A 22,132-nucleotide genomic window follows, 5' to 3' on the forward strand; every position below is an offset into this window, starting at 1 on the left:
TGGTCAACCGCTGGTCGAGTATTTGGATAGCTGCCTCCTATTTTCATCCGCCAGAGCCTCAAGACTCGACGCCCCCGACCGATAGCGAGTTGGGTCTCATTTCGTCGCATGGATCGCGTTCCCTCTCCATTGCCTGGATTCCTTTCCATGTCCTTACGCAACATGAATATCGCCCCGCGTGCGCTGCTGGGGTTTGCCTTGATCGGCGTGCTGATGCTTGGCCTTGGTATCTTCTCGCTCATGCAGATGGGCAACATCCGACAGGCTGGTGTCACCATCGAGCAGATCAGCGTGCCGAGCATCAAGGCCCTGGACGAGTTGAACGCACTGAACCTGCGTCTGCGCACTTTGTCCTTCCGCCTGCTGCTCAACCGTGAGGCGCAGAGCCAGCAGGATATCCTCAAGCTGATGGAGCAGCGTAACGGCCAGATCGACACAGCCCGACGCACCTACGAGCCGCTGATCGTCGCCAGCGATGAGCGGGCGGCCTACGACCAATACGAGCATTTGCTCACCCAGTACCGCCAGCTCGAATCGCGCATGCGCAGTTTGAGCCAGGCCGACAAGCTTGAAGAGCTGCGCGCGCTGATCAACACCGAAGTGCAGGCAAACTCCGAGCAAATCAACCAGGTGATGGACAACCTGGTGCGGATCAACACCGATCAGACCCGCGAAACCAACGCCACGGCGGCCAGCCAGTACAACGCCGCCTTTGCCTTGGTCATCGGCCTGCTGGTGGCCGCCACAGTGCTGACCCTCCTCTGCGCCTTCCTGCTGACCCGCAGCATCGTCAAGCCGATCGACGACGCGCTCAAAGCTGCGGAGCAGATCGCCGATGGCGACCTGACGCACAGCATCAGCGCAGACGGCACCGACGAAGCTGCACGCCTGCTGCGTGCCATGGCCCGCATGCAGGACAAGTTGCGCGAGACCCTGCACCAGATTTCCGGTTCGGCCACCCAGCTGGCCTCCGCTGCCGAGGAGCTCAACGCGGTCACCGACGAAAGCGCCCGCGGCCTGCAACAGCAGAACAATGAAATCGAGCAGGCCGCCACTGCGGTCACCGAAATGACCAGTGCCGTGGAAGAAGTCGCACGCAACGCCGTCAGCACCTCGGAAGCGTCCAGCGAAGCCAGCCGCTCGGCCGGCGACGGACGTGACCTGGTCATGGAAACGGTCGGCGCCATCGAACGCATGAGCGAAGACGTGCAGGGCACGTCCAAGTTGATCACCCATCTGGCCGAGCAGTCGCGCGACATCGGCAAGGTGCTGGACGTGATCCGCGGTTTGGCCGACCAAACCAACCTGCTGGCTCTGAACGCGGCAATCGAAGCGGCACGGGCAGGCGAGGCAGGCCGTGGCTTCGCCGTGGTGGCTGACGAAGTACGAGCATTGGCTCACCGCACCCAGCAGTCGACCAGCGAAATCGAGCGCATGATCGGCAGCATCCAGGGCGGCACCGAGGAGGCAGTCGCGTCGATGCGCACCAGCACCGAGCGCGCCGAATCGACCCTGAACATCGCCAAGGGTGCCGGTATGGCACTGGATACCATTGCCGGGGCAGTGGCGCAGATCAACGAACGCAATCTGGTGATCGCCAGTGCGGCGGAAGAGCAGGCCCAGGTGGCGCGGGAGGTGGACCGCAACCTGGTGAACATCAACGACCTGTCGGTGCAGAGCGCGACCGGCGCGCATCAGACCAGCGCGGCGAGTGCCGAGCTGTCGCGCCTGGCGGTCGACCTGAATGGCTTGGTGGCGCGGTTCCGGACCTGATCCGAGAACGCCGGGGCCGCTTTGCGGCCCATCCGCAGAACAAAACACAACTCATTGATTTAGCCGAAATCTGTGGGAGCGGGCTTGTCCCGCGAACACCGGCGAAGCCGGTGCCATCCACCGCGTCGCCCCATTCGCGGGACAAGCCCGCTCCCACAGGCCACAGTTTTCGGCGCTCCGACTTGCCCCATGAAGGCGTCATCAGAGCCAAACAGCATCCCAATGCGAATAGTCGCCTGCCCGGCCAACCAATCCGGCTCTTATTGGGTTGGCAACGATGTACCTCGCAACTTTCAACACGCTCTCTTCCCGACGCAATGCCCGGTCCTGATAGCCCGGCTGCCATATTCTTTCGCGGCGCATGCCTTGCCGATACAGCGCATGACTGCTGCGTGACTTGAACCTGCGCATCAAGCAGCAAAGGGTGGCGTCTCGCAATTCGATCAACCAATGCACATGGTCAGGCATCACCACCCACGCCAGGGAGTGACAAAGTCCATCGATTTCAGCCAGCCTGAATTGCTGGATGACGCTGCGAGCGAGTTGGAGCTGGGTGAAGATCTGCTTTCGCTGGTGAGTTACCGTGGTCAGCAGGTAAATACCACCTGGCTGGGAGAAACGACCACGGCGTAGAAGGCAGGATTGGGCACGGTCCATGTGATGTCCCTGAATCAAAGCACGGGATAGACCCTAGCCGAGGGATCAACGACATGAGACGGAGAATGTTTTCTGGATGTTGGCAGACTCTCCCACAGGCTCAGCGCAATTCCTGTGGGAGCGGCGGTTCGGCGTCCCGATTTTCCCCACGAATGGGCTGCGAAGCAGCCCCATGCATCCCAGGATCAGTAATCGATCCGCACATCCCCCTTCGGCACGCTGCAGCACGACAGGATGTAACCCTCGGCTTCGTCTTCCTCGGTGATGCCGCCGTTGTGCTCCATCTCCACTTCGCCGCCAAGCTTGAGCACCTTGCAGGTGCCGCAGATGCCCATGCCGCAGGCCTTGGGAATCATCAGGCCGACTTTGGCAGCCGCCGCGTGCACCGTTTCGCCGGGGGCGATACGGATGCTCTTCTCGCTGCCGATGAATTCCACCAGGTTGAGTTCGGAGACGTCCACTTCCGGCGCGTCGGCAGCCTGCTCGGCATGTTCCACCGCGTCGGCCTTGGCTTCTGCAGGCGTCGCGCCGAACGACTCCTCGTGGTAGTTGTTCATGTCGAAGCCGACCGCCTCGAGCATGCGCTTGACCGCCGTCATGTACGGGGTCGGGCCACAGCAGAAGATGGTGCGTTCCATGTAGTCAGGGGCGATCAGCTCCATCAACCGCTGGTTCAGGTAGCCACGATAGCCCGCCCAGGGTTCGCCCAGCCCGTGCTTTTCGCAAATGATGTGCAGGCTGAAGTTGGGGATGCGCGAAGCCATCTGCTCCAGCTCGCGGTGATAGATGATGTCCTTGGGCGAACGGGCACTGTGCACGAAGACCATGTCGACGTTGGCGTTGGTGTCGTAGAACCAGCGCGCCATCGACATCACTGGAGTGATGCCGACACCGCCGGAAAGATACAGCACCTTGCCGGCCGGGAAGTCGATGGCGTTGAACAACCCTACCGGCCCGTGCACCGGCACCTCGAGGCCTTCATGCATGGTGTCGTGGAGGAAGTTCGAGACCTGCCCGCCAGGTACCCGCTTGACCGTGATGGAGAAGCTGTAGGGCACCGACGGCGAGCTGGAAATGGTGTAGGAGCGCATCACCGGCTTGCCTTCGATCTCCAGCTCCAGGGTCACGAACTGCCCTGGCTTGAAGAAGAACATGATCGGCTGGTCGGCCATGAAGCAGAAGGTGCGCACGTCCCAGGTCTCCTGGATGACCTTGACGCAGCGCACGATGTGGCGGCCGTTGGCCCAGGTCTGGGTAGTGACCGGATTGAGGAATGTATCGGACATGTTCTTCTCCAGCAGCCAACGATTGGCCTTTTTCTGGCTGTGATGATGCGCAACCCGAGAGCGATGTACATTCCTGCCAGCGACATCGGCGTGCTTATCGCGACCAGCCCCGCGATACGTGGTCTGGCGCGTCGTAATTCAAATCGGCCATGTCGCCCATGGATACGGTTCGGGGCGTCTTCGGACGCACACTCCTCGGCAAAAGAAACCGCTGTTTTCAAACGACAGCCTTGCGGCACCACCACAACGATTAGCCACCTTTTGCCGGCCGTACACGGCCCCGAGGAATACACGATGGACGTCACCGCAACCCTGAGCCTGGGCGATCCACTGGAACCTGCACGCAAGGCCACCGCCGAGATGCTGCAGACCCGCGAGCGCACCTACTCGCTGCCCCAGCCGTTCTACACCGACGAACGTCTGTTCCAGATCGACATGCAGGAGATTTTCCACAAGGAATGGCTGATCGCCGGCATGACCTGCGAGATCCCGGCCAAGGGCAACTACATCACCCTACAGATCGGCAAGAACCCGATCATCGTGGTGCGCGGGGCCGAAGGCAAGGTGCATGCCTTCCACAACGTCTGTCGTCACCGCGGTTCGCGCCTGTGCGTCAGCGAAAAGGGCAAGGTGGCCAAGCTGGTCTGCCCGTACCACCAGTGGACCTACGAGCTCGACGGGCGCCTGCTGTTCGCCGGCACCGAGATGGGCAGCGACTTCGACATGAATCAGTACGGCCTCAAGCCGGTGAACGTGAAGGTAGCCGGTGGCTACATCTTCATCAGCCTGGCCGAGAATCCGCCTGCCATCGACGAGTTCCTGGCCACCCTGGACCACTACATGGAACCGTACGACATGGAGAACACCAAGGTGGCCGTACAGACCACCTTGATGGAAAAGGCCAACTGGAAGCTGGTGCTGGAAAACAACCGCGAGTGCTACCACTGCAACGGTTCGCACCCGGAGCTGCTGCAGACCCTGCTGGAATGGGACGACACCAACGATCCACGCGCCGACCAGGCCTTCAAGGACCACGTGGCCGCCTCCGCCGCCGCCTGGGAAGCCGAGAAGATCCCATACCTGCACAAGAGCCATGGTCTGCGTAACCGGATCGTGCGCATGCCGCTGCTCAAGGGCACCGTGTCGATGACCATGGACGGCAAGCAGGCCTGCCAGAAGCTGATGGGCCGCATCAAGAACCCGGACCTGGGCTCGATGCGCATCCTGCACCTGCCGCACTCGTGGAACCACTGCATGGGCGATCACATGATCGTGTTCACCGTATGGCCGATCAGCGCCCAGGAGACCATGGTCACCACCAAGTGGCTGGTGCACAAGGATGCTGTGGAAGGTGTCGATTACGACCCTGAGCGCATGCGCAAGGTGTGGGACGCCACCAACGACCAGGACCGCCGTCTGGCTGAAGAAAACCAACGCGGCATCAACTCCACTGCTTATCAGCCCGGCCCGTACTCGAAGACCTACGAGTTTGGTGTAGTGAACTTCATCGACTGGTACAGCCAGCGTGTGCTGGAAAACCTCGGTGCCGAGCCTGCGCCTTACCTCAAGGAAGTCGTAGCGCAATAACTGCAGAGGGCAATACAGGAGCGCCCCGGCTGACACGTCAGCCGGGGCGTTTTTACATGGCCATCCAAAGGCTTCGCACAGCTTATCCACAGATTGCGCAATGTATGCTGTGCACATCCGCCCACCCCCGCTTTACTCCCTGTGGATAATCCACTCAAGCTACTGAAATCACTCGTCTGTTTCGGCCAGAAAGAGCATTTGATCAGTTTTTGACCAAAGCCGCGGAGGCCTGGATATACGTGGGCTGCAGGGTTTGTCGAACAGATTATCCACAGAGCCGCCAACAGCGATTGTGGGAAACTCTGAGATTCCAGGGCAAGATTGCTCCGTACGGGTTGGCAGGAAGACTGTTCGTTTTTTGATCAAAGGCCTGGAAGCCTTATAGGGCGGGGGCTTTAGCGAGGGATGAACACTTTATCCACATACTGGCGAACAGATTCAGTGGGCAAAAAAGCTCACCAGGCGCCTTCGTCGTCAAGCCGGCGATGGCGCCTGGGTTAGGGATCAGCGCAGTACGCCCTCCTCCACCAACAGCTTGAGAATCGCCTCGGCGCCTTCCTGTGGCGATACGTCCTTGAGCACCTTGCCCCCACCACCGCTGGCCTTGGCCGTCGCAGCCTTCATGCGGTCGGCGCCGCTCTTGGCCTTGATCACCTTCAATCGCTTGGGTCGAGGCCGTGCAGGCTGCAGTTCGGAGTCGGACAGCCATTCGTCCTCGACAATGGCCACGTTACGCGCCGCCAACACGCCTCGGCGCGCAGGTCCAAATGCACTCTGACGTGGCTTGGGCGCTGCGTTATCCACAGTGGCCAGCAAGGGCAGGCGCACCTTCAGGCGTCGACGCTGGCCACGTGGCAAGGCCTGCAGCACCTGGGCAGTGCCGTTGTCGATCGACTCCACCTCGGCCAGTCCCACGATCAGCGGCCAGCCGAGCTTTTCCGCCAGCAGGAACGGCAACATGCCCGACCCTTCGCCGGTTTCCGCCTGGCTACCGGTCAACACCAACTGGGCGCCGGCATCGCGCAGGTAATCGCCCAGCACCCCGAGCACATCAGCGCCTGCGGGTTGTTCCAATACGTCCAGATGATCCAGGCCCATGCCCAGGTAGGCACGCAGGGCCTCCTCGCGTGGATCGCCGGCATGCACCACCTGCAAGTTATCCCCAGCCAGTTGCAAGCCCAACTCCACGGCCCGCGCATCCTGCTCGGCGCGACGGGCGCGACCGGAGCTGGGGTGGGCACCGATGGAAACCAGGCTGATGACTTTCGTACTCATGCTCGTGCCCTTATGCCGCGTCGCGCTGGCCGCCGCTGCGGAAGTTTTCCACAGCCTCGATCAGTGCCTGGAGAATCGCCGAGCTGTCGCCAATCACCGACAGGTCGGCCCGTTTGATCATGTCGCAGCCCGGGTCCATGTTGATCGCCACCACCTTGTCGCAGGCACCGATGCCCTGCAGGTGCTGGATAGCGCCGGAAATACCCACCGCCACGTAGACCCGTGCGGTGACCCAAGTACCCGTGGCTCCGACCTGACGGTTACGTGGCATGAAGCCGTCGTCCACCGCCACCCGTGAGGCGCCCTCGGTAGCGCCGAGAGCTGCGGTCGCCTTGTGATACAGGTCCCAGTCCTTCACGCCATTGCCGCCGGAGACGATGAACTCGGCCTCGGCCATGGCGATGGTAGCCGGATCCACAGCCACCGAGCCAAGATCCTCGATGCGCGACAAGCTGCGCGCCACGCCTGTGGACAACTCCACCGGCAACGCTTCATGACGAGTTTCGCTGACCGGCTCGGCGCACTCTGCCGCAGCCAGGATCAAACGCGGGACGGCACGTTGCAGGTCTTGCTGGCCGGCACCCGCGCGGCCGATGCATTGCCCATCTTTGACCTGCCATACCCGCGTTGCCGGACGCTCGCCCAGCGCAGCGCCCAGGCGCCGGCCCAGTTCGCCGCCACCGGTGCGGCTGTCAGGCAGCAACCAGTGGCGCGGGGCGAACTGGTTATCCACAGCGCGCAGGCCCTGTACCAATTGCTCCGGTGCATAACCCTCGAAAGCTTCGCCTTCAATGACCAGCAAACGGTCGACACCGGCTGTGGAAAAGTTGCTTTCCTTGTGTTCGCCAAAGACCACTGCCAACACCGCACCGTCGCTGCCGGCCAGGCTGTGGGCCAACCCGAGCAGGTCGCGGTCGTGGCTGCTCAGGCGGCCTCCGACCATGTCCGGCACCACGGCGATGTAGAAGGCAGGCGTCGCCACTTGGTGCAGTGGCAGCTTGACCTCGACCGCCGCCGTGCGGCGCGCGCCCCCAGCGGTGCCCTGTTGGACGCCGCTGCGGTCGATCCGCTTGATGCCGGCCGGGCCGATAAAACCTGCGGCAAGCGCATGGGGGTTCTTGCGGATGCGGCCGTTGGGCCCCATCCAACTGCTCTGTTGCGTCTGCATCGCCGCATGCAGCGGATGCAGACGGTTACGGGCGATCCACTCGGCGCGTGGGTCGCGGCGGATGATGTCGCTCATCAGTGCACCTCCGCAGGTTCACGATTGACCGTTGGCGACTTTGGGACTGCGGGAGTTTCCTCCTCGATCAGCACATCGGCCACCAGTTCGGCGAGGTCTTTGATCTGTGGACGCGGTTCGACCACACCTTCGAGCATCGCGGTGCATTGCGGACATCCCACCGCCACCAATTCGGCCTCGGTTTCGCGGATGTCGTCCATGCGCATGTCGGGAATACGCTGCTTGCCTGGGATGTCGGTGATCGGCGCACCGCCGCCACCGCCACAGCAACGCGAGCGGAAGCCCGAACGCTGCATCTCGCGTACTTCGATACCCAGCGCCTTGAGCACTGCCCGCGGCGCTTCGTACTCGCCGTTGTAACGGCCCAGGTAGCACGGGTCGTGGTAGGTGACGCTGCCGCCCTTGTGCTGGCCGAGGTTGAGCTTGTCGGCAGCGATCAGTTCGGCGATGTAGGTACTGTGGTGCTGCACCTGATAGTCGCCGCCCAGGGCGCCGTATTCGTTCTTCAGCACATGGAAACTGTGCGGGTCACAGGTGACGATGCGCTGGAACCTGTACTTGGCCAGGGTCTGGATGTTGCGTTTGGCCAATTGCTGGAAGGTCGCTTCATCACCCAGACGACGGGCCACGTCGCCACTGTCGCGCTCTTCCAGGCCGAGCACGGCGAAGTCCACACCCGAAGCCTTCAGTACCTTGACGAACGAACGCAGGGTGCGCTGGTTGCGCATGTCGAACGCACCGTCGCCGACCCAGAACAACACCTCGGTGGTTTTCACCTCCGACAGCAGTTTCAGGTTCAGGTCGGCCGCCCAGTTCATCCGTCCGCCGGGGGCGAAACCGCCAGGGTTGTCGGTGGCGATCAGGTTGTCCAGCACCTCGGCGCCCTTGTTCGGCGTGGCGCCTTTTTCCAAGGTGAGATGACGGCGCATGTCGACGATGGCGTCGACGTGCTCGATCATCATCGGGCATTCCTCGACGCAGGCGCGGCAGGTGGTGCACGACCACAGTGTCTCGGCGTCGACCAGACCATTGACGATCGGCTGGTGCGGATGGCCGCCATGCTCCCCGATCGGCTTGCCCGGATACGGGCTGCCGGCGAATTGAGCGTCGCTGCCACCGGCCAGGCCGATGACCATGTCCTGGATGAGTTTCTTCGGGTTCAGCGGCTGGCCGGCAGCGAAGGCCGGGCACATGGCTTCACATTTACCGCACTGTACACAGGCATCGAAGCCCAGCAGCTGGTTCCAGGTGAAGTCCACGGGCTTTTCCACGCCCAGTGGTGCATTCGGGTCTTCCAGGTCCAGCGGCTTGAGGCCGGTGGAGCGACCGCCGCCGAAGCGCTCGGCGCGGCGGTGCCAGGCCAGGTGCAGGGCACCGGCGAAGGCGTGTTTCATCGGCCCGCCCCAGGTCATGCCGAAGAACAGCTCCGACACGCCCCACAGCACCCCGAGGCCGAGCACACCGACCATCACCCAACCCCCGGTGTTGGCCGGCAGGATGCCGGCGACCGGCAAGGTGGCGATGAAGAAGCTCGCGGCGAACACCAGCAGGCTTTTCGGCAAGCGCATCCACGGGCCCTTGGACAGGCGCGAAGGAGGATTCAGGCGGCGTTTGAAGACAAAGATGGCACCGCTGAACATGATCACCGTAGCGACCAGCAAGGCGTAACCGAGGATCTTGCTCTGCAGGCCGAAGCCGTGCACCAGGATCGCCAAGACTGCCGAGAGCACGAAGCCACCGGCGGTGGCCACGTGGGTCTTGGACATGTACTTGTCGCGCTCGACCACATGGTGCAGGTCCACCAGGTAGCGCCGCGGCATCGCTAGCAGCCCGCCGATCAGGTCGACCTTGCTCGGCCGGCCACGACGCCACATGCGCACCCGGCGCAGGGCGCCGAGCACTGCCAGGCCAAGGGCAGCGAACAGCAGGATGGGTAGAAGGGTGTTCAACATGGGAGGCTCCCACAACAGCTGGATTCTTGCGCCGATTCTCAGGATGGGCGCGGACCCTGTGGGAGCGGGCTTGCCCGCGAATACGTCAGATCAGACAACGCTGTCGTTCATGCTGACGCTTTCGCGGGCAAGCCCGCTCCCACAGGGGGCCAGTCCCGCCCACAGTGGGGCGGTATTCATGCCACCAGGATCAAAAGTCCTTGCACAGGCGCAGGGCGTCGTAGATCGCCGCATGCACGTTGCGCTGGGCCACGCAGTCGCCGATGCGATACAACAGGTACCCTTCGCCCGGCTGGCTGAGGATCGGCTGTGGCTTGATGGCGAACAGCGCCTCCACGTCGATCTGGCCCTTGTTGCGCGAACCTTCCTTCAGCGCGTAGTACAACTGCTCGTCAGGACGCACGCCGTTCTCGACCACGACCTGGTCGACCACGCGCTCTTCCTTGGCGCCGGTGTATTCGTTCTCGAGCACCGCCACCAGCTTGTCGCCTTCGCGGTAGACCTTCTCCAGCATCATGTCCCCGGTCATGATCACTTCCTTGGGGTACAGGCTGCGGTAGTAGGTCGGGAATGTCGTACCGCCCATCGCCACGCCCGGCTTGATATCGTCGGTGACGATTTCGACCTGGGCACCCTTGTCGGCCAGGAAGTCCGCAGTGGACATGCCGGTGAATTCGCAGATGGTGTCGTACACCAGTACGTTCTTGCCCGGCGCGACCTTGCCGTCGAGCACATCCCAACTGCTGACCACCAATCCTTCTTCAGCACCCCAGTGCTCGTTCTGCTCGACGAACGGATGACCGCCCACCGCCAGCACGATGATGTCCGGGCGCAGGTCTTGGATGGTCGCGACATCGGCCGCGGTACCCAGGCGCAGGTCAACCTTCAGACGGGCGAACTCCAGCTGGTACCAGCGGGTGATGCCGGCGATCTGGTCGCGCTGCGGCGCCTTGGCGGCGATGGTGATCTGCCCGCCGATCTGATCCTTCTTCTCGAACACGGTCACGTCGTGGCCACGCTCGGCAGCCACGCGCGCGGCTTCCATGCCGGCAGGGCCGGCACCGACCACCACTACCTTGCGCTTGGGCCCGGTGCTCTTCTCGATGATGTGCGGCACGCCCATGTATTCACGGGAGGTGGCGGCGTTCTGGATGCACAGCACGTCCAGACCTTGGTACTGGCGGTCGATGCAGTAGTTGGCACCGACGCACTGCTTGATCTGGTCGACCTGACCCATCTTGATCTTGGCGATCAGGTGCGGGTCGGCGATGTGCGCACGGGTCATGCCGACCATGTCGACATAGCCGCCTTCCAGAATACGCGTGGCCTGGTTCGGGTCCTTGATGTTCTGCGCGTGCAGTACCGGGACCTTGACCACTTCCTTGATGCCGGCAGCCAGGTGCAGGAACGGCTCCGGCGGGTAGCTCATGTTCGGGATGACGTTGGCCAGGGTGTTGTGGGTGTCGCAACCCGAACCGACCACGCCGATGAAGTCGAGCATGCCGGTGGCATCGTAGTAAGCGGCGATCTGTTTCATGTCCTCGTGGCTCAGGCCATCGGGATGGAACTCGTCACCACAGATACGCATGCCCACGCAGAAGTCATCGCCGACCTCGGCGCGCACGGCCTTGAGCACTTCCAGACCGAACTTCATGCGGCCTTCGAAGCTACCGCCCCATTCGTCGGTACGCTTGTTGACCCGCGGGCTCCAGAACTGGTCGATCATGTGCTGGTGCACGGCCGACAGCTCGACGCCATCCAGGCCGCCTTCCTTGGCCCGCCGCGCAGCTTGGGCGTAGTTGCCGATCACGCGCCAGATCTCTTCCACCTCGATGGTTTTGCAGGTGGCACGGTGCACGGGTTCACGGATGCCCGACGGCGACATCAGGGTCGGCCAGTTGAAACCGTCCCAACGTGAGCGACGGCCCATGTGGGTAATCTGAATCATGATCTTGGCGCCATGCTTGTGCATGGCGTCGGCGAGATTCTGGAAGTGCGGGATGATGCGGTCGGTGGACAGGTTGACCGAGGACCACCACTCCTGCGGGCTGTCGATGGCAACCACCGACGATCCACCGCAGATCGCCAGGCCAATGCCGCCTTTGGCCTTTTCTTCGTAGTACTTCACGTAACGGTCGGTGGTCATGCCGCCGTCGGTGGCGTAGACCTCGGCATGCGCGGTGCTGAGCACGCGGTTGCGGATGGTCAGTTTGCCGATCTGGATCGGCTGGAACATTGCTTCGAATGCCATGACGCTCTCTCCGACTTACAACGGCTTGACGACGAACAGGCCGTCATCGTGACCTTCTTCCGAACCGCCGTAGACCTGCTCGGCCACGGTGCGAATCGAACTGCCACGGGCGGCGAGAATCTGGTCCATGGCACCAGCGAACCAGCCGGTGAACATGTAGTCGACCTTGCGGCCGCACTTGCCATAGACGTAGACGAACGCAGAGTGCTTGAGCTTGACGCTGCAGGTGCCCTTGTCGAGGTCGATGTCCTGGATCTCGAACAGGCCCCAGCCACGTTGGCTCAGTCGCTTCATGTAGTGCTCGAATACCGCCACGCCTTCCAGGCCATGGCACTCGGCTTCTTTCTCGCACCAGTGCCAGGCGGACTTGTAGCCGGCCTTGTAGAGGATCTCGGCGTAGGCGTCAGCACCCAGCACTTCCTCGATACCGATGTGGTTGTTGACGAAGAAGTGGCGCGGCACGTACAGCATCGGCAAGGCGTCGCTGGTCCAGACACCGGTTTCGCTGTCGACTTCGATTGGCAATTGCGGGGCGATCTTGGCCATGGAAACTCAACTCCATAAAATTTTTGTTTGGATGCCCCGGCGTTGCTGGCAGGGGCTTTCAGGCTTTGGAGAGCGGCTTACTCGCCCCACACGTCCTTGAGGACGTTGACCCAGTTCTCGCCCATGATCTTGCGTACCACGCGCTCGGAATGGCCGCGCTTGAGCAAGGTTTCGGTGAGGTTGGGGAATTCGCCCACGGTGCGAATGCCCAGCGGGTTGATGATCTTGCCGAAGTTGGTCAGACGTCGGGCATAGCCCTTGTCGTGGGTCAGGTACTCGAAGAACTCCTGACCGTGACCCTGTGTGAAGTCGGTACCGATACCGATAGCGTCTTCACCGACGATGTTCATGGTGTACTCGATGGCCTCGGCGTAGTCGTCGATGGTCGAGTCGATGCCCTTGGCCAGGAACGGCGCGAACATGGTCACGCCAACGAAGCCACCATGGTCGGCGATGAACTTCAGCTCTTCGTCCGACTTGTTGCGCGGGTGCTCCTTGAGGCCCGAAGGCAGGCAGTGCGAATAGCAGACCGGCTTCTTCGATTCGAGAATGACTTCTTCGGAGGTTTTGGAGCCGACATGGGACAGGTCGCACATGATGCCGACGCGGTTCATCTCGGCGACGATCTCGCGACCGAAGCCCGACAGGCCACCGTCACGCTCGTAGCAGCCGGTGCCGACCAGGTTCTGGGTGTTGTAGCACATCTGCACGATGCCCACGCCCAACTGCTTGAACACGTCGACGTAAGCGATCTGGTCCTCGAACGCATGGGCGTTCTGGAAGCCGAAGAGGATACCGGTCTTGCCCAGCTCCTTGGCCTTGCGGATGTCGGCGGTGGTGCGCACCGGCATCACCAGGTCGCTATTGTCGCGGATCAGCTTCTGGCTGGCGGCGATCTGATCGACGGTGGCCTTGAAGCCTTCCCAGACCGACACGGTGCAGTTGGCCGCGGTGAGCCCGCCCTTGCGCATGTCCTCGAACAGCTCGCGGTTCCATTTGGCAATGATCAGGCCGTCAATGACGATGCTGTCGGCGTGAAGTTCGGCTGGGCTCATCAGGCTGTCCCCTATTATCGATACGGGTCGCGCCGAATCTTCTGCCGGCGCTTTGGAGCCAGCATATGCTTGTGCCCAAAGGCGCCCCGATACAAAAACGACAGGGGGTTTGCCGAAAGCGTCAATGCCCGACATCGGGGCGTCTGGCGCGGTGCGCGGGGATGAGAGACAGTCGCGATAACGACATTTACCGCCATTGCATGAACATTTCGTCAGGGAGCTATCGTCTTGTCTGCGGCTGAGCGAGAATCCAGCCGATTCGTCAGCCTTGTTGAGGAGAAAACGGATGAAATCAATGGCATGGCTGGTCTTGCTGGCCGTGGTCACGGGTGCCCACGCCGGTGAGGAAGAAAGCACCCCGTGCGACAACGTCGAGACCGAACAGCAGACATTCGCCTGCGCTGCGTTCAACAAGCAGACCGCCGAGCGTGAGTTGAAAGCCGCGTACGACGATCTGATCCAGCGCATCCGCGATCAATATGCCGATGCACCGGGCCAGGCCAGCGGCCTGATCCAGCGCATGGAGGCGGCAGAAAAACTGTGGGCGCAGTTGCGCGATGCCGATTGCAAGGTCGAGACCTATGCCGAAAAGCCTGGCAGTCCGGCGTTCAACGCGGCGTGGAACACCTGTGTGGCGCAACGTAGCGATGACCGCTCGGAATATTTACAAGGCATTGGGCAACAATGAAACGCCGCGGGTGCTGACCGACCTTATTTTCCCACTGGGATCGTTATGGGCTTGGTCGTTACGGGCGGTATATCGGTCGCAGGTACTGTAAACGGTTGCGTATCTTGGCCCTTCAAGGTGCTCTCATCGAACCACTCCACTCGCATGCGCGAGGCGCTCCAATCGAACGTCACACGCAGGTAGGTGCCAAACATGATCGCCCCGCTGGAATACAGGGGAACCTTGCCGTACATCGAATAGTTCATCTTTCCCAGGTCGCCGTGGTGATGGCCGGCAAACAAAGCCACCACATGGTTTTCCTCAATGAGTTGCTTAAACTTAGCCCTGATCGACCCATCCTGCCAATCGTTAGGTTTGTGCATATTGATGATCGTCACTTTCCCACGCCGCTTGGCCTCTTGCAGGTCTCGCTCCAACCAAGACATGGACGAGGTGATATTGAAACGGCGCTTAAACCCTTTCGCGACCCCCCCCGTTTCGAATGATTGGGTATAACCCGGCTCGTTGTTCAGTTGCACGATGTGCAGCCTGCCGATCTCGAATGAGTAGGCCAGCGATCCTGTATGAGTGCCGTCCCTGAACGCATGGTCGAAACTGAAGTTTTGTGCGTTTTCCCGGAGTGTCCTCGCCCAGCCGATATGGTCACACACCGCATCGCGAGCACAACCATTATTCGCGCACTTGCCCACATTGTTGGCGTAATCATGGTTACCGAGCCCGGGCAGAAACAAAGGCCCACCGCCGCTTTTGCTCATCGTTTTCTGAATAAAACTCCGGAACGCGGCCCGTTCATCACCGTGACCGTACTCAGTAATATCTCCATTGATAATCAACGGTACATACCGCCCCCCTTCTCGTTCCGACCGCAAGATGCCTGCCATACGATTGGTGATTCTCGTCCACGGCTCCTTAATCTTCCTGTCCATTCCAAGCTTGTGCCTGAAGGGTTGTGGGTCCGAGGTGATCAACAGCTTTTGCTGCATCTGCGGTGCTTCTTGCCAGCCCGGCTTGATGTAGTCCTTGAACCCAGGCATAACGCGCCCCGTTACTTCACACCCTGGCGATTGAAGGTCAGGCGGTTGATAAATCCCTTCCGGCGGAACTAGGCCGGCGATGGAGCCCGTTGCGAACATTAGGCCGAACACAAACAGCGGCAATTGATACATGTAACTTAATTTAAACACGATTGGTCCTCCGTTCAATGACCGAGGAGACCATAGCAATCGAAAAACATGCCACATACTCGTAGATCTATTAGGTATTCTCCGCAAACAGATACCGCAATGCGCACGCCATCGCATTACAGCCCAGGAAATACAACCCGCTCAGAAAAGGCGCTGGGATTTAGTTCCCTGTGCAACTGGCGACTAGCCTTAGCGCAGCGATGACCGATATCCACAACAGGTGCAACCACGGCTCTTCTACGAACGAGCCATGGTTACACTCTGTACTGCGTGACGGGTAGGCGCCTACTTCACAGCCTTCAAGGTGTCGACATTGTAGGTATATTGACCTTTCTGCGTGCGCCCGTCATACCAGCTGACCTGTAGCTGATTTTTACGCCAGTCGAACATCAGGCGTAGATAGTTGCTGTGCATGATCGCACCACTCGAGAACATAGGCACATCGCCGAAGGCAGAGTATCTCTTCTTCCCTAGACTGGTGTGATAGTGCCCTGCGAACACGGCAATCACCCGTTTATTGCCAATGATGTGCTTGAACGTTCGTTTGTAAACATCCTCGTTTTGCCAGTCGTCGGGCTTGTGCATGTTTATTATCGTGTACTGCCCTCGCGCCTTGGCGGCGGCTAAATCCTTTTTCAACCATTCCAACGACGAAGTGATTTCAAAGCGCCTCTCCTCGCCGGGCGCCATGAACCTACCTCCCGTTCCAAACCTCGCGGTATAAGTAGGCTCGTTATTGAGCTGCACCACGTGGACCTTGCCCACGTCAAATGAGTACGACAAAGATCCTTTATGAACGCTCCTGCTGTAAGAATGATCGAAATTCAATCCCCTTGCCTGTTCTTGGATGGCCCGGGTCCAAATGATGTTGTCGCATACCGCATCCCGGGCGCAGCCATTGTTCGCACAGCTATTCAGATTATTGTAATAATCATGGTTACCCAACCCAGGGAAGAACAGCGGACCACCTGGGGTGCCCGCTTTCACCGGGAACGTGCGCTTGATGAACTCGCGGAAAGACTTCCTTTCGCCGCTATGGCCAAACTCCGTGATGTCACCATTGAGGATCAGCGGCACATAATGAGAACCCTCTCGCTCAGCGCGTAGAATATCGGCCATGCTACTGCTCACCTCACGCCACCTGATGGCGCCGACCTTGTCGTCACCGCCATCGGCAGGCTTTGCCCTGTACGGCTGAATGTCTGAGGTGATCAGCATCTTTTGCAGCGTTGGCGACGCCGTTTGCCAACCGGGTCGAATATAACCGCTGAAGTCTTCGGTAGTTTTCCGGGTAACTTCACAGCCTAGCGAGAATGGTGCCGGCAGTTGAGGTTTCGGATATATGCCTCCTGGCGGAACCACACCCGCATTAGCGCCAGTGGCGAACAATACGACAGCCGCAATAGTTGGAACACGCGGCGAACACTTATAGCCAAACATACAAAGTCTCCATTGAATAGTCCAGCAAACCCTATCAAAGCGATATACGGGTCAATACTCGTATATCTGATAGGGTCTGATGACCAGTCCGGAAACTCAGCGACTTTGCACCTCCATTGGCCCAATACGAATCAATCGCTCACACTTTTTATAGCTCTATCCTGGCGGGGAGATCTACCGAAACATGTTTTGTAACATCGAGCAAAATAAGAGGGGGAATCGAAACCACAGGCAATACTGATCTCCAGCACACTCATATCCGAATGTTGCAGTAATTGCCGAGCCTTGTCCAAACGCAAACGCAGATAAAAGGCACTGGGTGTCATTTCCAGGTGTAACTGGAACAATCGCTCCAGCTGCCGACGGGTTACTTGAATAAATTCGGACAGGCTGTGTGTATCGAGCGGCGATTCGATATTCCTTTCCATCTCGCCAATCACCTTCACCAACTTCTTATTGCTGATGCCATATCGGCTGGCGATCTGCATGCGCTGGTGATCCTGGCGGGGGCGGATCCGCCCCAACACGAACTGCTCGGAAACCTGCACCGCCAACTCGCTGCCGTGGGCCTGCCCGATCAGGTCGAGCATCAGGTCGATCGAGGCCGTGCCGCCCGCACAGGTGATGCGCCGACGGTCGATCTCGAACAGTTCCTGGGTCACCTGCAATCGGGGATAGCGCTCCTTGAACGCCTCCAGTGCCTCCCAGTGCAAGGTGGCGCGGTAACCATCGAGCAGCCCTGCTTCGGCTAGCACCATCGGGCCTGTATCGATACCTCCCAGAATCACGCCGGCATGATCGAGACGGCGCAACGCCTGCTGCAGCGACGGACCGTAGCAGGCCAGCGGCTCGAAGCCGGCAACGATCAACACGATTGCGCCGGGCTCGACCGCGCCCAGCGCAGCGTCGGCGTTCACCGACATGCCATTGCTGGCCAATACCGCACCGCCGTCCAGGCTCAACACCCGCCAACGGTACGACGGCCCCTTGAAGCGGTTGGCCACCCGCAGGGGTTCCACGGCGCTGATGAAGCCCATGGCCGAGAACCCTGGCAACAGCAGGAAATGAATCAATTGCGGCATTGCAGGCTCCACGGGAGAAGAAGTCGCTTGCGTGCAAATGTTGGTCGCCGGAGTGCGATTTTTCGCACTGTGGGCAGCGTAGCGTGTTCACACGGTCCAGAGAGACCGGCCACCATAACAATATGCACTGCCGATGGAGAGCCACCATGCACCGCTTTGTCCGCCGCAGCCTGCTGTCCCTTGCCCTGAGCAGCACCCTGGTCACCCCACTGTTCGCCGCCGAGCCGGCCGAATGCAAGAACGTCCGCTTGGGCGTGGTCAACTGGACCGACGTCATCGCCACCAGCGCCATGGCCCAGGTGCTGCTCGATGGCCTCGGCTACGACACCAAGCAGACCAGCGCCTCGCAGCAGATCATCTTCGCCGGTATCCGCGACCAACGCCTGGACATGTTCCTGGGGTACTGGAACCCGATCATGACCCAGACCATCACTCCGTTCGTCGACGCCAAGCAAGTCAAGGTACTCGACAAACCGAGCCTGGAAGACGCCCGCGCCACCCTCGCGGTGCCGAAGTACCTGGCCGACAAAGGCCTGAAGACGTTCGCCGACATCCACAAGTTCGAGAAGGAGCTGGGTGGCAAGATCTACGGCATCGAGCCAGGTTCGGGTGCCAACACCCAGATCAAGGCAATGATCGACAAGAACCAGTTCGGTCTGGGCAAGTTCCAGCTGGTGGAGTCCAGCGAGGCCGGGATGCTCGCCGCGGTGGACCGCGCCGTGCGGCGCAAGCAGGCGGTGGTGTTCTTCGGCTGGGCGCCGCACCCGATGAACGTCAACATCGACATGGTCTACCTGGGCGACAGCCAGGATGCTCTGGGCCCGGACGAAGGCCGTGCGACGGTGTGGACGGTCACTGCCCCGGACTATGCCGAACGCTGCCCCAATGCCAATCGCCTGCTGACCAACCTGAACTTCAGCGCCGAGGACGAGAGCCGCATGATGCAGCCGTTGCTCGACCACAAAGATGCGCTGGAATCGGCGCGCCAGTGGCTAAAGGACCACCCCGAAGACAAGGCCCGCTGGCTTGAGGGGGTGACCACCTTCGACGGCAAGCCGGCGGCTGAGAACCTCAAGCTCAGCGCCAACTGACCCGGCCTCTTCGCGGGCAAGCCCGCTCCCACAGACATACGCGCATGCCAGGGGCACTCCGCTCCCCTGTGGGAGCGGGCTTGCCCGCGAAAGGGCCACAACAGACACTAGAAGGAACACGCCATGAACCACGACGTCATCATCACCTGCGCCCTCACCGGCGCCGGCGACACAGTCGCCAAGAGCCACTTGGTCCCGGTCACGCCCAAGCAGATCGCTGAATCTGCCGTCGAAGCCGCCAAGGCCGGAGCCACCGTCGTCCACTGCCACGTTCGCGACCCCGAGACCGGCCGTTTCAGCCGCGACGTGGCGCTGTACCGCGAAGTCATGGAGCGCATTCGCGAAGCCGACGTGGATATCATCGTCAACCTCACTGCCGGCATGGGCGGCGATCTGGAAATCGGTCCGGGCGAGTCGCCCATGGAGTTCGGCCCAGGCACCGACCTGATCGGCCCGCTGGAGCGCTTGGCCCACGTCGAGGCGCTGCTGCCAGAGATCTGCACCCTCGACTGCGGCACGCTCAACTTCGGTGACGGCAACGCCATCTACGTCTCCACTCCGGCGCAATTGCGTGCGGGCGCCAAGCGCATCACCGAACTGGGGGTGAAGGCCGAGCTGGAAATCTTCGATACCGGCCACCTGTGGTTCGCCAAACAGATGATGAAGGAAGGCCTGCTCGACGACCCGCTGTTCCAGCTGTGCCTGGGCATCCCGTGGGGAGCGCCGGCCGACACCACCACCATGAAGGCCATGGTCGACAACCTGCCGGCCAACGTCACCTGGGCTGGCTTCGGCATCGGCCGCATGCAGATGCCGATGGCCGCCCAGGCGGTGCTGCTCGGCGGCAACGTGCGGGTCGGCCTGGAAGACAACCTGTACCTGGACCGTGGCGTGCTGGCGAGCAATGGCCAGCTGGTCGAGCGTGCGGCCGAGATCATCACCCGTATGGGTGGCCGCGTGCTCAGCCCGGCAGAAGGTCGGGAAAAGATGAACCTCAAGCGCCGCTGATTCCCTCAGGAGACCAATATGTCCTTCATCACCGAGATCAAGACCTTCGCCGCCCTCGGTAGCGGCGTCATCGGCAGCGGCTGGGTCGCCCGCGCCCTGGCCCATGGCCTGGACGTGGTCGCCTGGGACCCGGCACCGGGCGCTGAGCAGGCACTGCGCAAACGCATCGCCAATGCCTGGCCGGCCCTCGAAAAACAAGGCCTGGCGCCTGGCGCTTCGCAGGACCGATTGAGCTTCGTCGCCACGGTCGAAGACTGCGTGCGCGATGCCGACTTCATCCAGGAAAGCGCCCCCGAACGCCTGGACCTGAAGCTCGACCTGCACGCCAGGATCAGCGCCGCCGCCAAGCCCGATGCGATCATCGGTTCCAGTACCTCGGGCCTATTGCCCAGCGAGTTCTACGAATCGTCCACCCACCCCGAACGCTGTGTGGTCGGCCACCCGTTCAACCCGGTTTACCTGCTGCCGCTGGTCGAAATCGTCGGAGGCAAGCGCACCGCGCCAGAAGCCATCGAGGCGGCGAAGACCATCTACACCGCCCTTGGCATGCGTCCACTGCATGTGCGCAAAGAAGTGCCAGGCTTCATCGCCGACCGTCTGCTCGAAGCGCTGTGGCGCGAGGCCCTGCACCTGGTCAACGACGGCGTGGCCACGACCGGCGAAATCGACGATGCGATCCGCTTCGGCGCAGGTCTGCGCTGGTCGTTCATGGGTACCTTCCTGACCTACACCCTGGCCGGTGGCGACGCCGGCATGCGCCACTTCATGTCGCAGTTCGGCCCGGCACTGAAGCTGCCCTGGACCTATCTGCCAGCGCCAGAATTGACCGACAAGCTGATCGATGACGTGGTCGATGGCACCTCGGAGCAACTGGGCCAGCACAGCATCGCCGCGCTGGAGCGCTATCGTGATGACACGCTGCTGGCGGTGCTCGATGCGGTGAAGACCAGCAAGGCCAATCACGGCATGTCGTTCAGCGACTGAGGAAAACGCGATGCCCGCTTTGATCACCTACCGTACCCCAGTCCAGGAGGACTGGGTCGACTACAACGGGCATCTGCGCGATGCCTTCTATCTGCTGATCTTCAGTTACGCCACTGATGCGCTGATGGAACGCATCGGTCTGGACGCCGACAGCCGTGGGCAAAGTGGCCACTCGCTGTTCACTCTGGAAGCTCACATCAACTATCTGCATGAGGTGAAGCAAGGTACCGAGGTGTGGGTACAGACGCAGATCATTGGTTTCGACACGAAGCGTCTACATGTATGTCACAGCCTGCACCGGCCGGGGTTCGACGAGGTGTTGGCAGCGAGTGAGCAAATGCTCTTGCACGTGGATCTGGCTGGGCCGCGCTCAGCGCCGTTCGGCGAGCGCAGCGCGTCATCGCTGCAGGACATCGCGGATCAACAAAGGGATCTGCCGCCCTGCGCGTTCGTTGGACGAGTCATAGCCCTACCCAAACCCCGCTGAAAAAAATAACCCCGGAAAGCCGTGAGCATCCGGGGCCAAGAGCGAGCAACATCCACTGTGCACGAACGAGGGTGACCAAACCTCCGTTGCGGTAGATGGCTTGAGTGTGCGCACTTCCTGCCTGGCCGATTTAGCCCGAAACGACCTGTTCTTAGTCAAAGCAGCCATTGCGACATTCTGTCCTTGCCGGCCTGTCGCCCGCGTCACAGAATCGGTCGTAAATCACAGCAGCACTCTCTTCGCGATAAAAGGGACAACAGCCATGATGCATGCGGATTTGATTGATCAGGACGACCTGCTGGGCCAACTGCGGGCGCGCGGGTTCGAGATTCCGGCCGGAGCCAGTGCCGAGCAAGCCTGCGAGGCTGTGGTGCGGGGGTTGACCGAGCCCAATGCCCGGGCGCTCAAGGGCATGGTCGAGCAGATGTACACCGGTAGCGCGACGATCTTGCCGGCGGTGCGACAGGCGATCGACAAGCAACTGTTACCGGCGTTGGCGCAGTTCAACAAACGCGCCTGAGCGTTTCCTGCGCGGGCCTCTTC

General features: G+C 61.1%; 19 protein-coding genes. 8 read left to right on the top strand and 11 right to left on the bottom strand.

Annotated elements, in window-relative coordinates; all coding sequences use genetic code 11:
- Window positions 1–147: 147 nt before the first annotated feature.
- On the top strand, window positions 148–1,773 hold the full coding sequence (locus E2H86_RS10555; protein ID WP_133327452.1) for a methyl-accepting chemotaxis protein: 1,626 nt from the start codon (window positions 148–150) through the stop codon (window positions 1,771–1,773).
- Window positions 1,774–1,974: 201 nt separating this feature from the next.
- Here E2H86_RS10555 and E2H86_RS10565 read toward each other — a convergent pair whose 3' ends face one another.
- Both E2H86_RS10565 and gbcB read right to left on the bottom strand, forming a co-directional pair.
- The gene (locus E2H86_RS10565; RefSeq protein WP_133327456.1) at window positions 1,975–2,430 is read right to left on the bottom strand and encodes an REP-associated tyrosine transposase; all 456 of its coding nucleotides are present in this window, start codon (window positions 2,428–2,430) and stop codon (window positions 1,975–1,977) included.
- A 185-nt stretch (window positions 2,431–2,615) separates the two neighbouring features.
- Complete coding sequence (gene gbcB / locus E2H86_RS10570) at window positions 2,616–3,716, bottom strand: glycine-betaine demethylase subunit GbcB (RefSeq protein WP_133327458.1); 1,101 nt, start codon at window positions 3,714–3,716, stop codon at window positions 2,616–2,618.
- Between the two features lie 294 nt (window positions 3,717–4,010).
- On the opposite strand from gbcB, the gene gbcA reads away from it, so the two are divergent.
- Complete coding sequence (gene gbcA / locus E2H86_RS10575; RefSeq protein WP_133327460.1) at window positions 4,011–5,303, top strand: glycine-betaine demethylase subunit GbcA; 1,293 nt, start codon at window positions 4,011–4,013, stop codon at window positions 5,301–5,303.
- 504 nt (window positions 5,304–5,807) lie between these two features.
- On the opposite strand, the gene etfB is transcribed toward gbcA, so the two are convergent.
- From etfB to E2H86_RS10605, 6 genes are all read right to left on the bottom strand, one after another.
- Window positions 5,808–6,578 (bottom strand): electron transfer flavoprotein subunit beta, encoded by a 771-nt coding sequence (etfB, locus tag E2H86_RS10580; RefSeq protein WP_133327462.1) that lies wholly within the window; start codon window positions 6,576–6,578, stop codon window positions 5,808–5,810.
- A 10-nt stretch (window positions 6,579–6,588) separates the two neighbouring features.
- Complete coding sequence (gene etfA / locus E2H86_RS10585; protein ID WP_133327464.1) at window positions 6,589–7,821, bottom strand: electron transfer flavoprotein subunit alpha; 1,233 nt, start codon at window positions 7,819–7,821, stop codon at window positions 6,589–6,591.
- Complete coding sequence (gene dgcB, locus E2H86_RS10590; protein WP_133327466.1) at window positions 7,821–9,773, bottom strand: dimethylglycine demethylation protein DgcB; 1,953 nt, start codon at window positions 9,771–9,773, stop codon at window positions 7,821–7,823. The genes etfA and dgcB overlap by 1 nt, the downstream gene beginning before the upstream one ends.
- 190 nt (window positions 9,774–9,963) lie before the next feature.
- Window positions 9,964–12,024, bottom strand: coding sequence for a dimethylglycine demethylation protein DgcA (dgcA, locus tag E2H86_RS10595; protein WP_133327468.1), 2,061 nt, complete (start codon window positions 12,022–12,024; stop codon window positions 9,964–9,966).
- Between the two features lie 15 nt (window positions 12,025–12,039).
- Entirely contained in the window at window positions 12,040–12,570 is a 531-nt protein-coding gene (locus tag E2H86_RS10600; protein ID WP_133327470.1) for a DUF5943 domain-containing protein, read from the bottom strand.
- Window positions 12,571–12,647: 77 nt separating this feature from the next.
- Window positions 12,648–13,625: a dipeptidase gene (locus tag E2H86_RS10605; RefSeq protein WP_054903400.1), complete on the bottom strand. Its 978-nt coding sequence runs from the start codon at window positions 13,623–13,625 to the stop codon at window positions 12,648–12,650.
- A gap of 286 nt (window positions 13,626–13,911) precedes the next feature.
- Here E2H86_RS10605 and E2H86_RS10615 point away from each other — a divergent pair, with 286 nt between their 5' ends.
- Window positions 13,912–14,313: a lysozyme inhibitor LprI family protein gene (locus tag E2H86_RS10615; protein WP_133327474.1), complete on the top strand. Its 402-nt coding sequence runs from the start codon at window positions 13,912–13,914 to the stop codon at window positions 14,311–14,313.
- Between the two features lie 23 nt (window positions 14,314–14,336).
- Here E2H86_RS10615 and E2H86_RS10620 read toward each other — a convergent pair whose 3' ends face one another.
- The 3 genes from E2H86_RS10620 to E2H86_RS10630 all read right to left on the bottom strand — a co-directional run bounded on the left by E2H86_RS10620 (window position 14,337) and on the right by E2H86_RS10630 (window position 18,019).
- On the bottom strand, window positions 14,337–15,497 hold the full coding sequence (locus tag E2H86_RS10620; RefSeq protein ID WP_165976055.1) for a metallophosphoesterase family protein: 1,161 nt from the start codon (window positions 15,495–15,497) through the stop codon (window positions 14,337–14,339).
- A gap of 285 nt (window positions 15,498–15,782) precedes the next feature.
- Window positions 15,783–16,937 (bottom strand): metallophosphoesterase family protein, encoded by a 1,155-nt coding sequence (locus E2H86_RS10625; RefSeq protein ID WP_133327478.1) that lies wholly within the window; start codon window positions 16,935–16,937, stop codon window positions 15,783–15,785.
- Between the two features lie 131 nt (window positions 16,938–17,068).
- Window positions 17,069–18,019 carry a GlxA family transcriptional regulator gene (locus E2H86_RS10630; RefSeq protein WP_133327480.1) on the bottom strand — a complete coding sequence of 317 codons (951 nt, stop codon included), beginning with the start codon at window positions 18,017–18,019 and terminating at the stop codon, window positions 17,069–17,071.
- Between the two features lie 146 nt (window positions 18,020–18,165).
- On the opposite strand from E2H86_RS10630, the gene choX reads away from it, so the two are divergent.
- From choX to E2H86_RS10655, 5 genes are all read left to right on the top strand, one after another.
- Complete coding sequence (gene choX, locus E2H86_RS10635) at window positions 18,166–19,110, top strand: choline ABC transporter substrate-binding protein (protein ID WP_133327482.1); 945 nt, start codon at window positions 18,166–18,168, stop codon at window positions 19,108–19,110.
- 123 nt (window positions 19,111–19,233) lie between these two features.
- On the top strand, window positions 19,234–20,118 hold the full coding sequence (locus E2H86_RS10640) for a 3-keto-5-aminohexanoate cleavage protein (protein ID WP_084942015.1): 885 nt from the start codon (window positions 19,234–19,236) through the stop codon (window positions 20,116–20,118).
- 18 nt (window positions 20,119–20,136) lie between these two features.
- Window positions 20,137–21,102, top strand: coding sequence for an L-carnitine dehydrogenase (locus E2H86_RS10645; protein WP_084942016.1), 966 nt, complete (start codon window positions 20,137–20,139; stop codon window positions 21,100–21,102).
- A 10-nt stretch (window positions 21,103–21,112) separates the two neighbouring features.
- Complete coding sequence (locus tag E2H86_RS10650) at window positions 21,113–21,589, top strand: thioesterase family protein (RefSeq protein ID WP_133327484.1); 477 nt, start codon at window positions 21,113–21,115, stop codon at window positions 21,587–21,589.
- A 262-nt stretch (window positions 21,590–21,851) separates the two neighbouring features.
- The gene (locus tag E2H86_RS10655) at window positions 21,852–22,109 is read left to right on the top strand and encodes a hypothetical protein (protein ID WP_084941137.1); all 258 of its coding nucleotides are present in this window, start codon (window positions 21,852–21,854) and stop codon (window positions 22,107–22,109) included.
- The last annotated feature ends 23 nt before the right edge of the window (window positions 22,110–22,132 follow it).

The organism is Pseudomonas putida (assembly GCF_004357765.1).
In the GTDB taxonomy this organism is placed as follows: domain Bacteria; phylum Pseudomonadota; class Gammaproteobacteria; order Pseudomonadales; family Pseudomonadaceae; genus Aquipseudomonas; species Aquipseudomonas putida_U.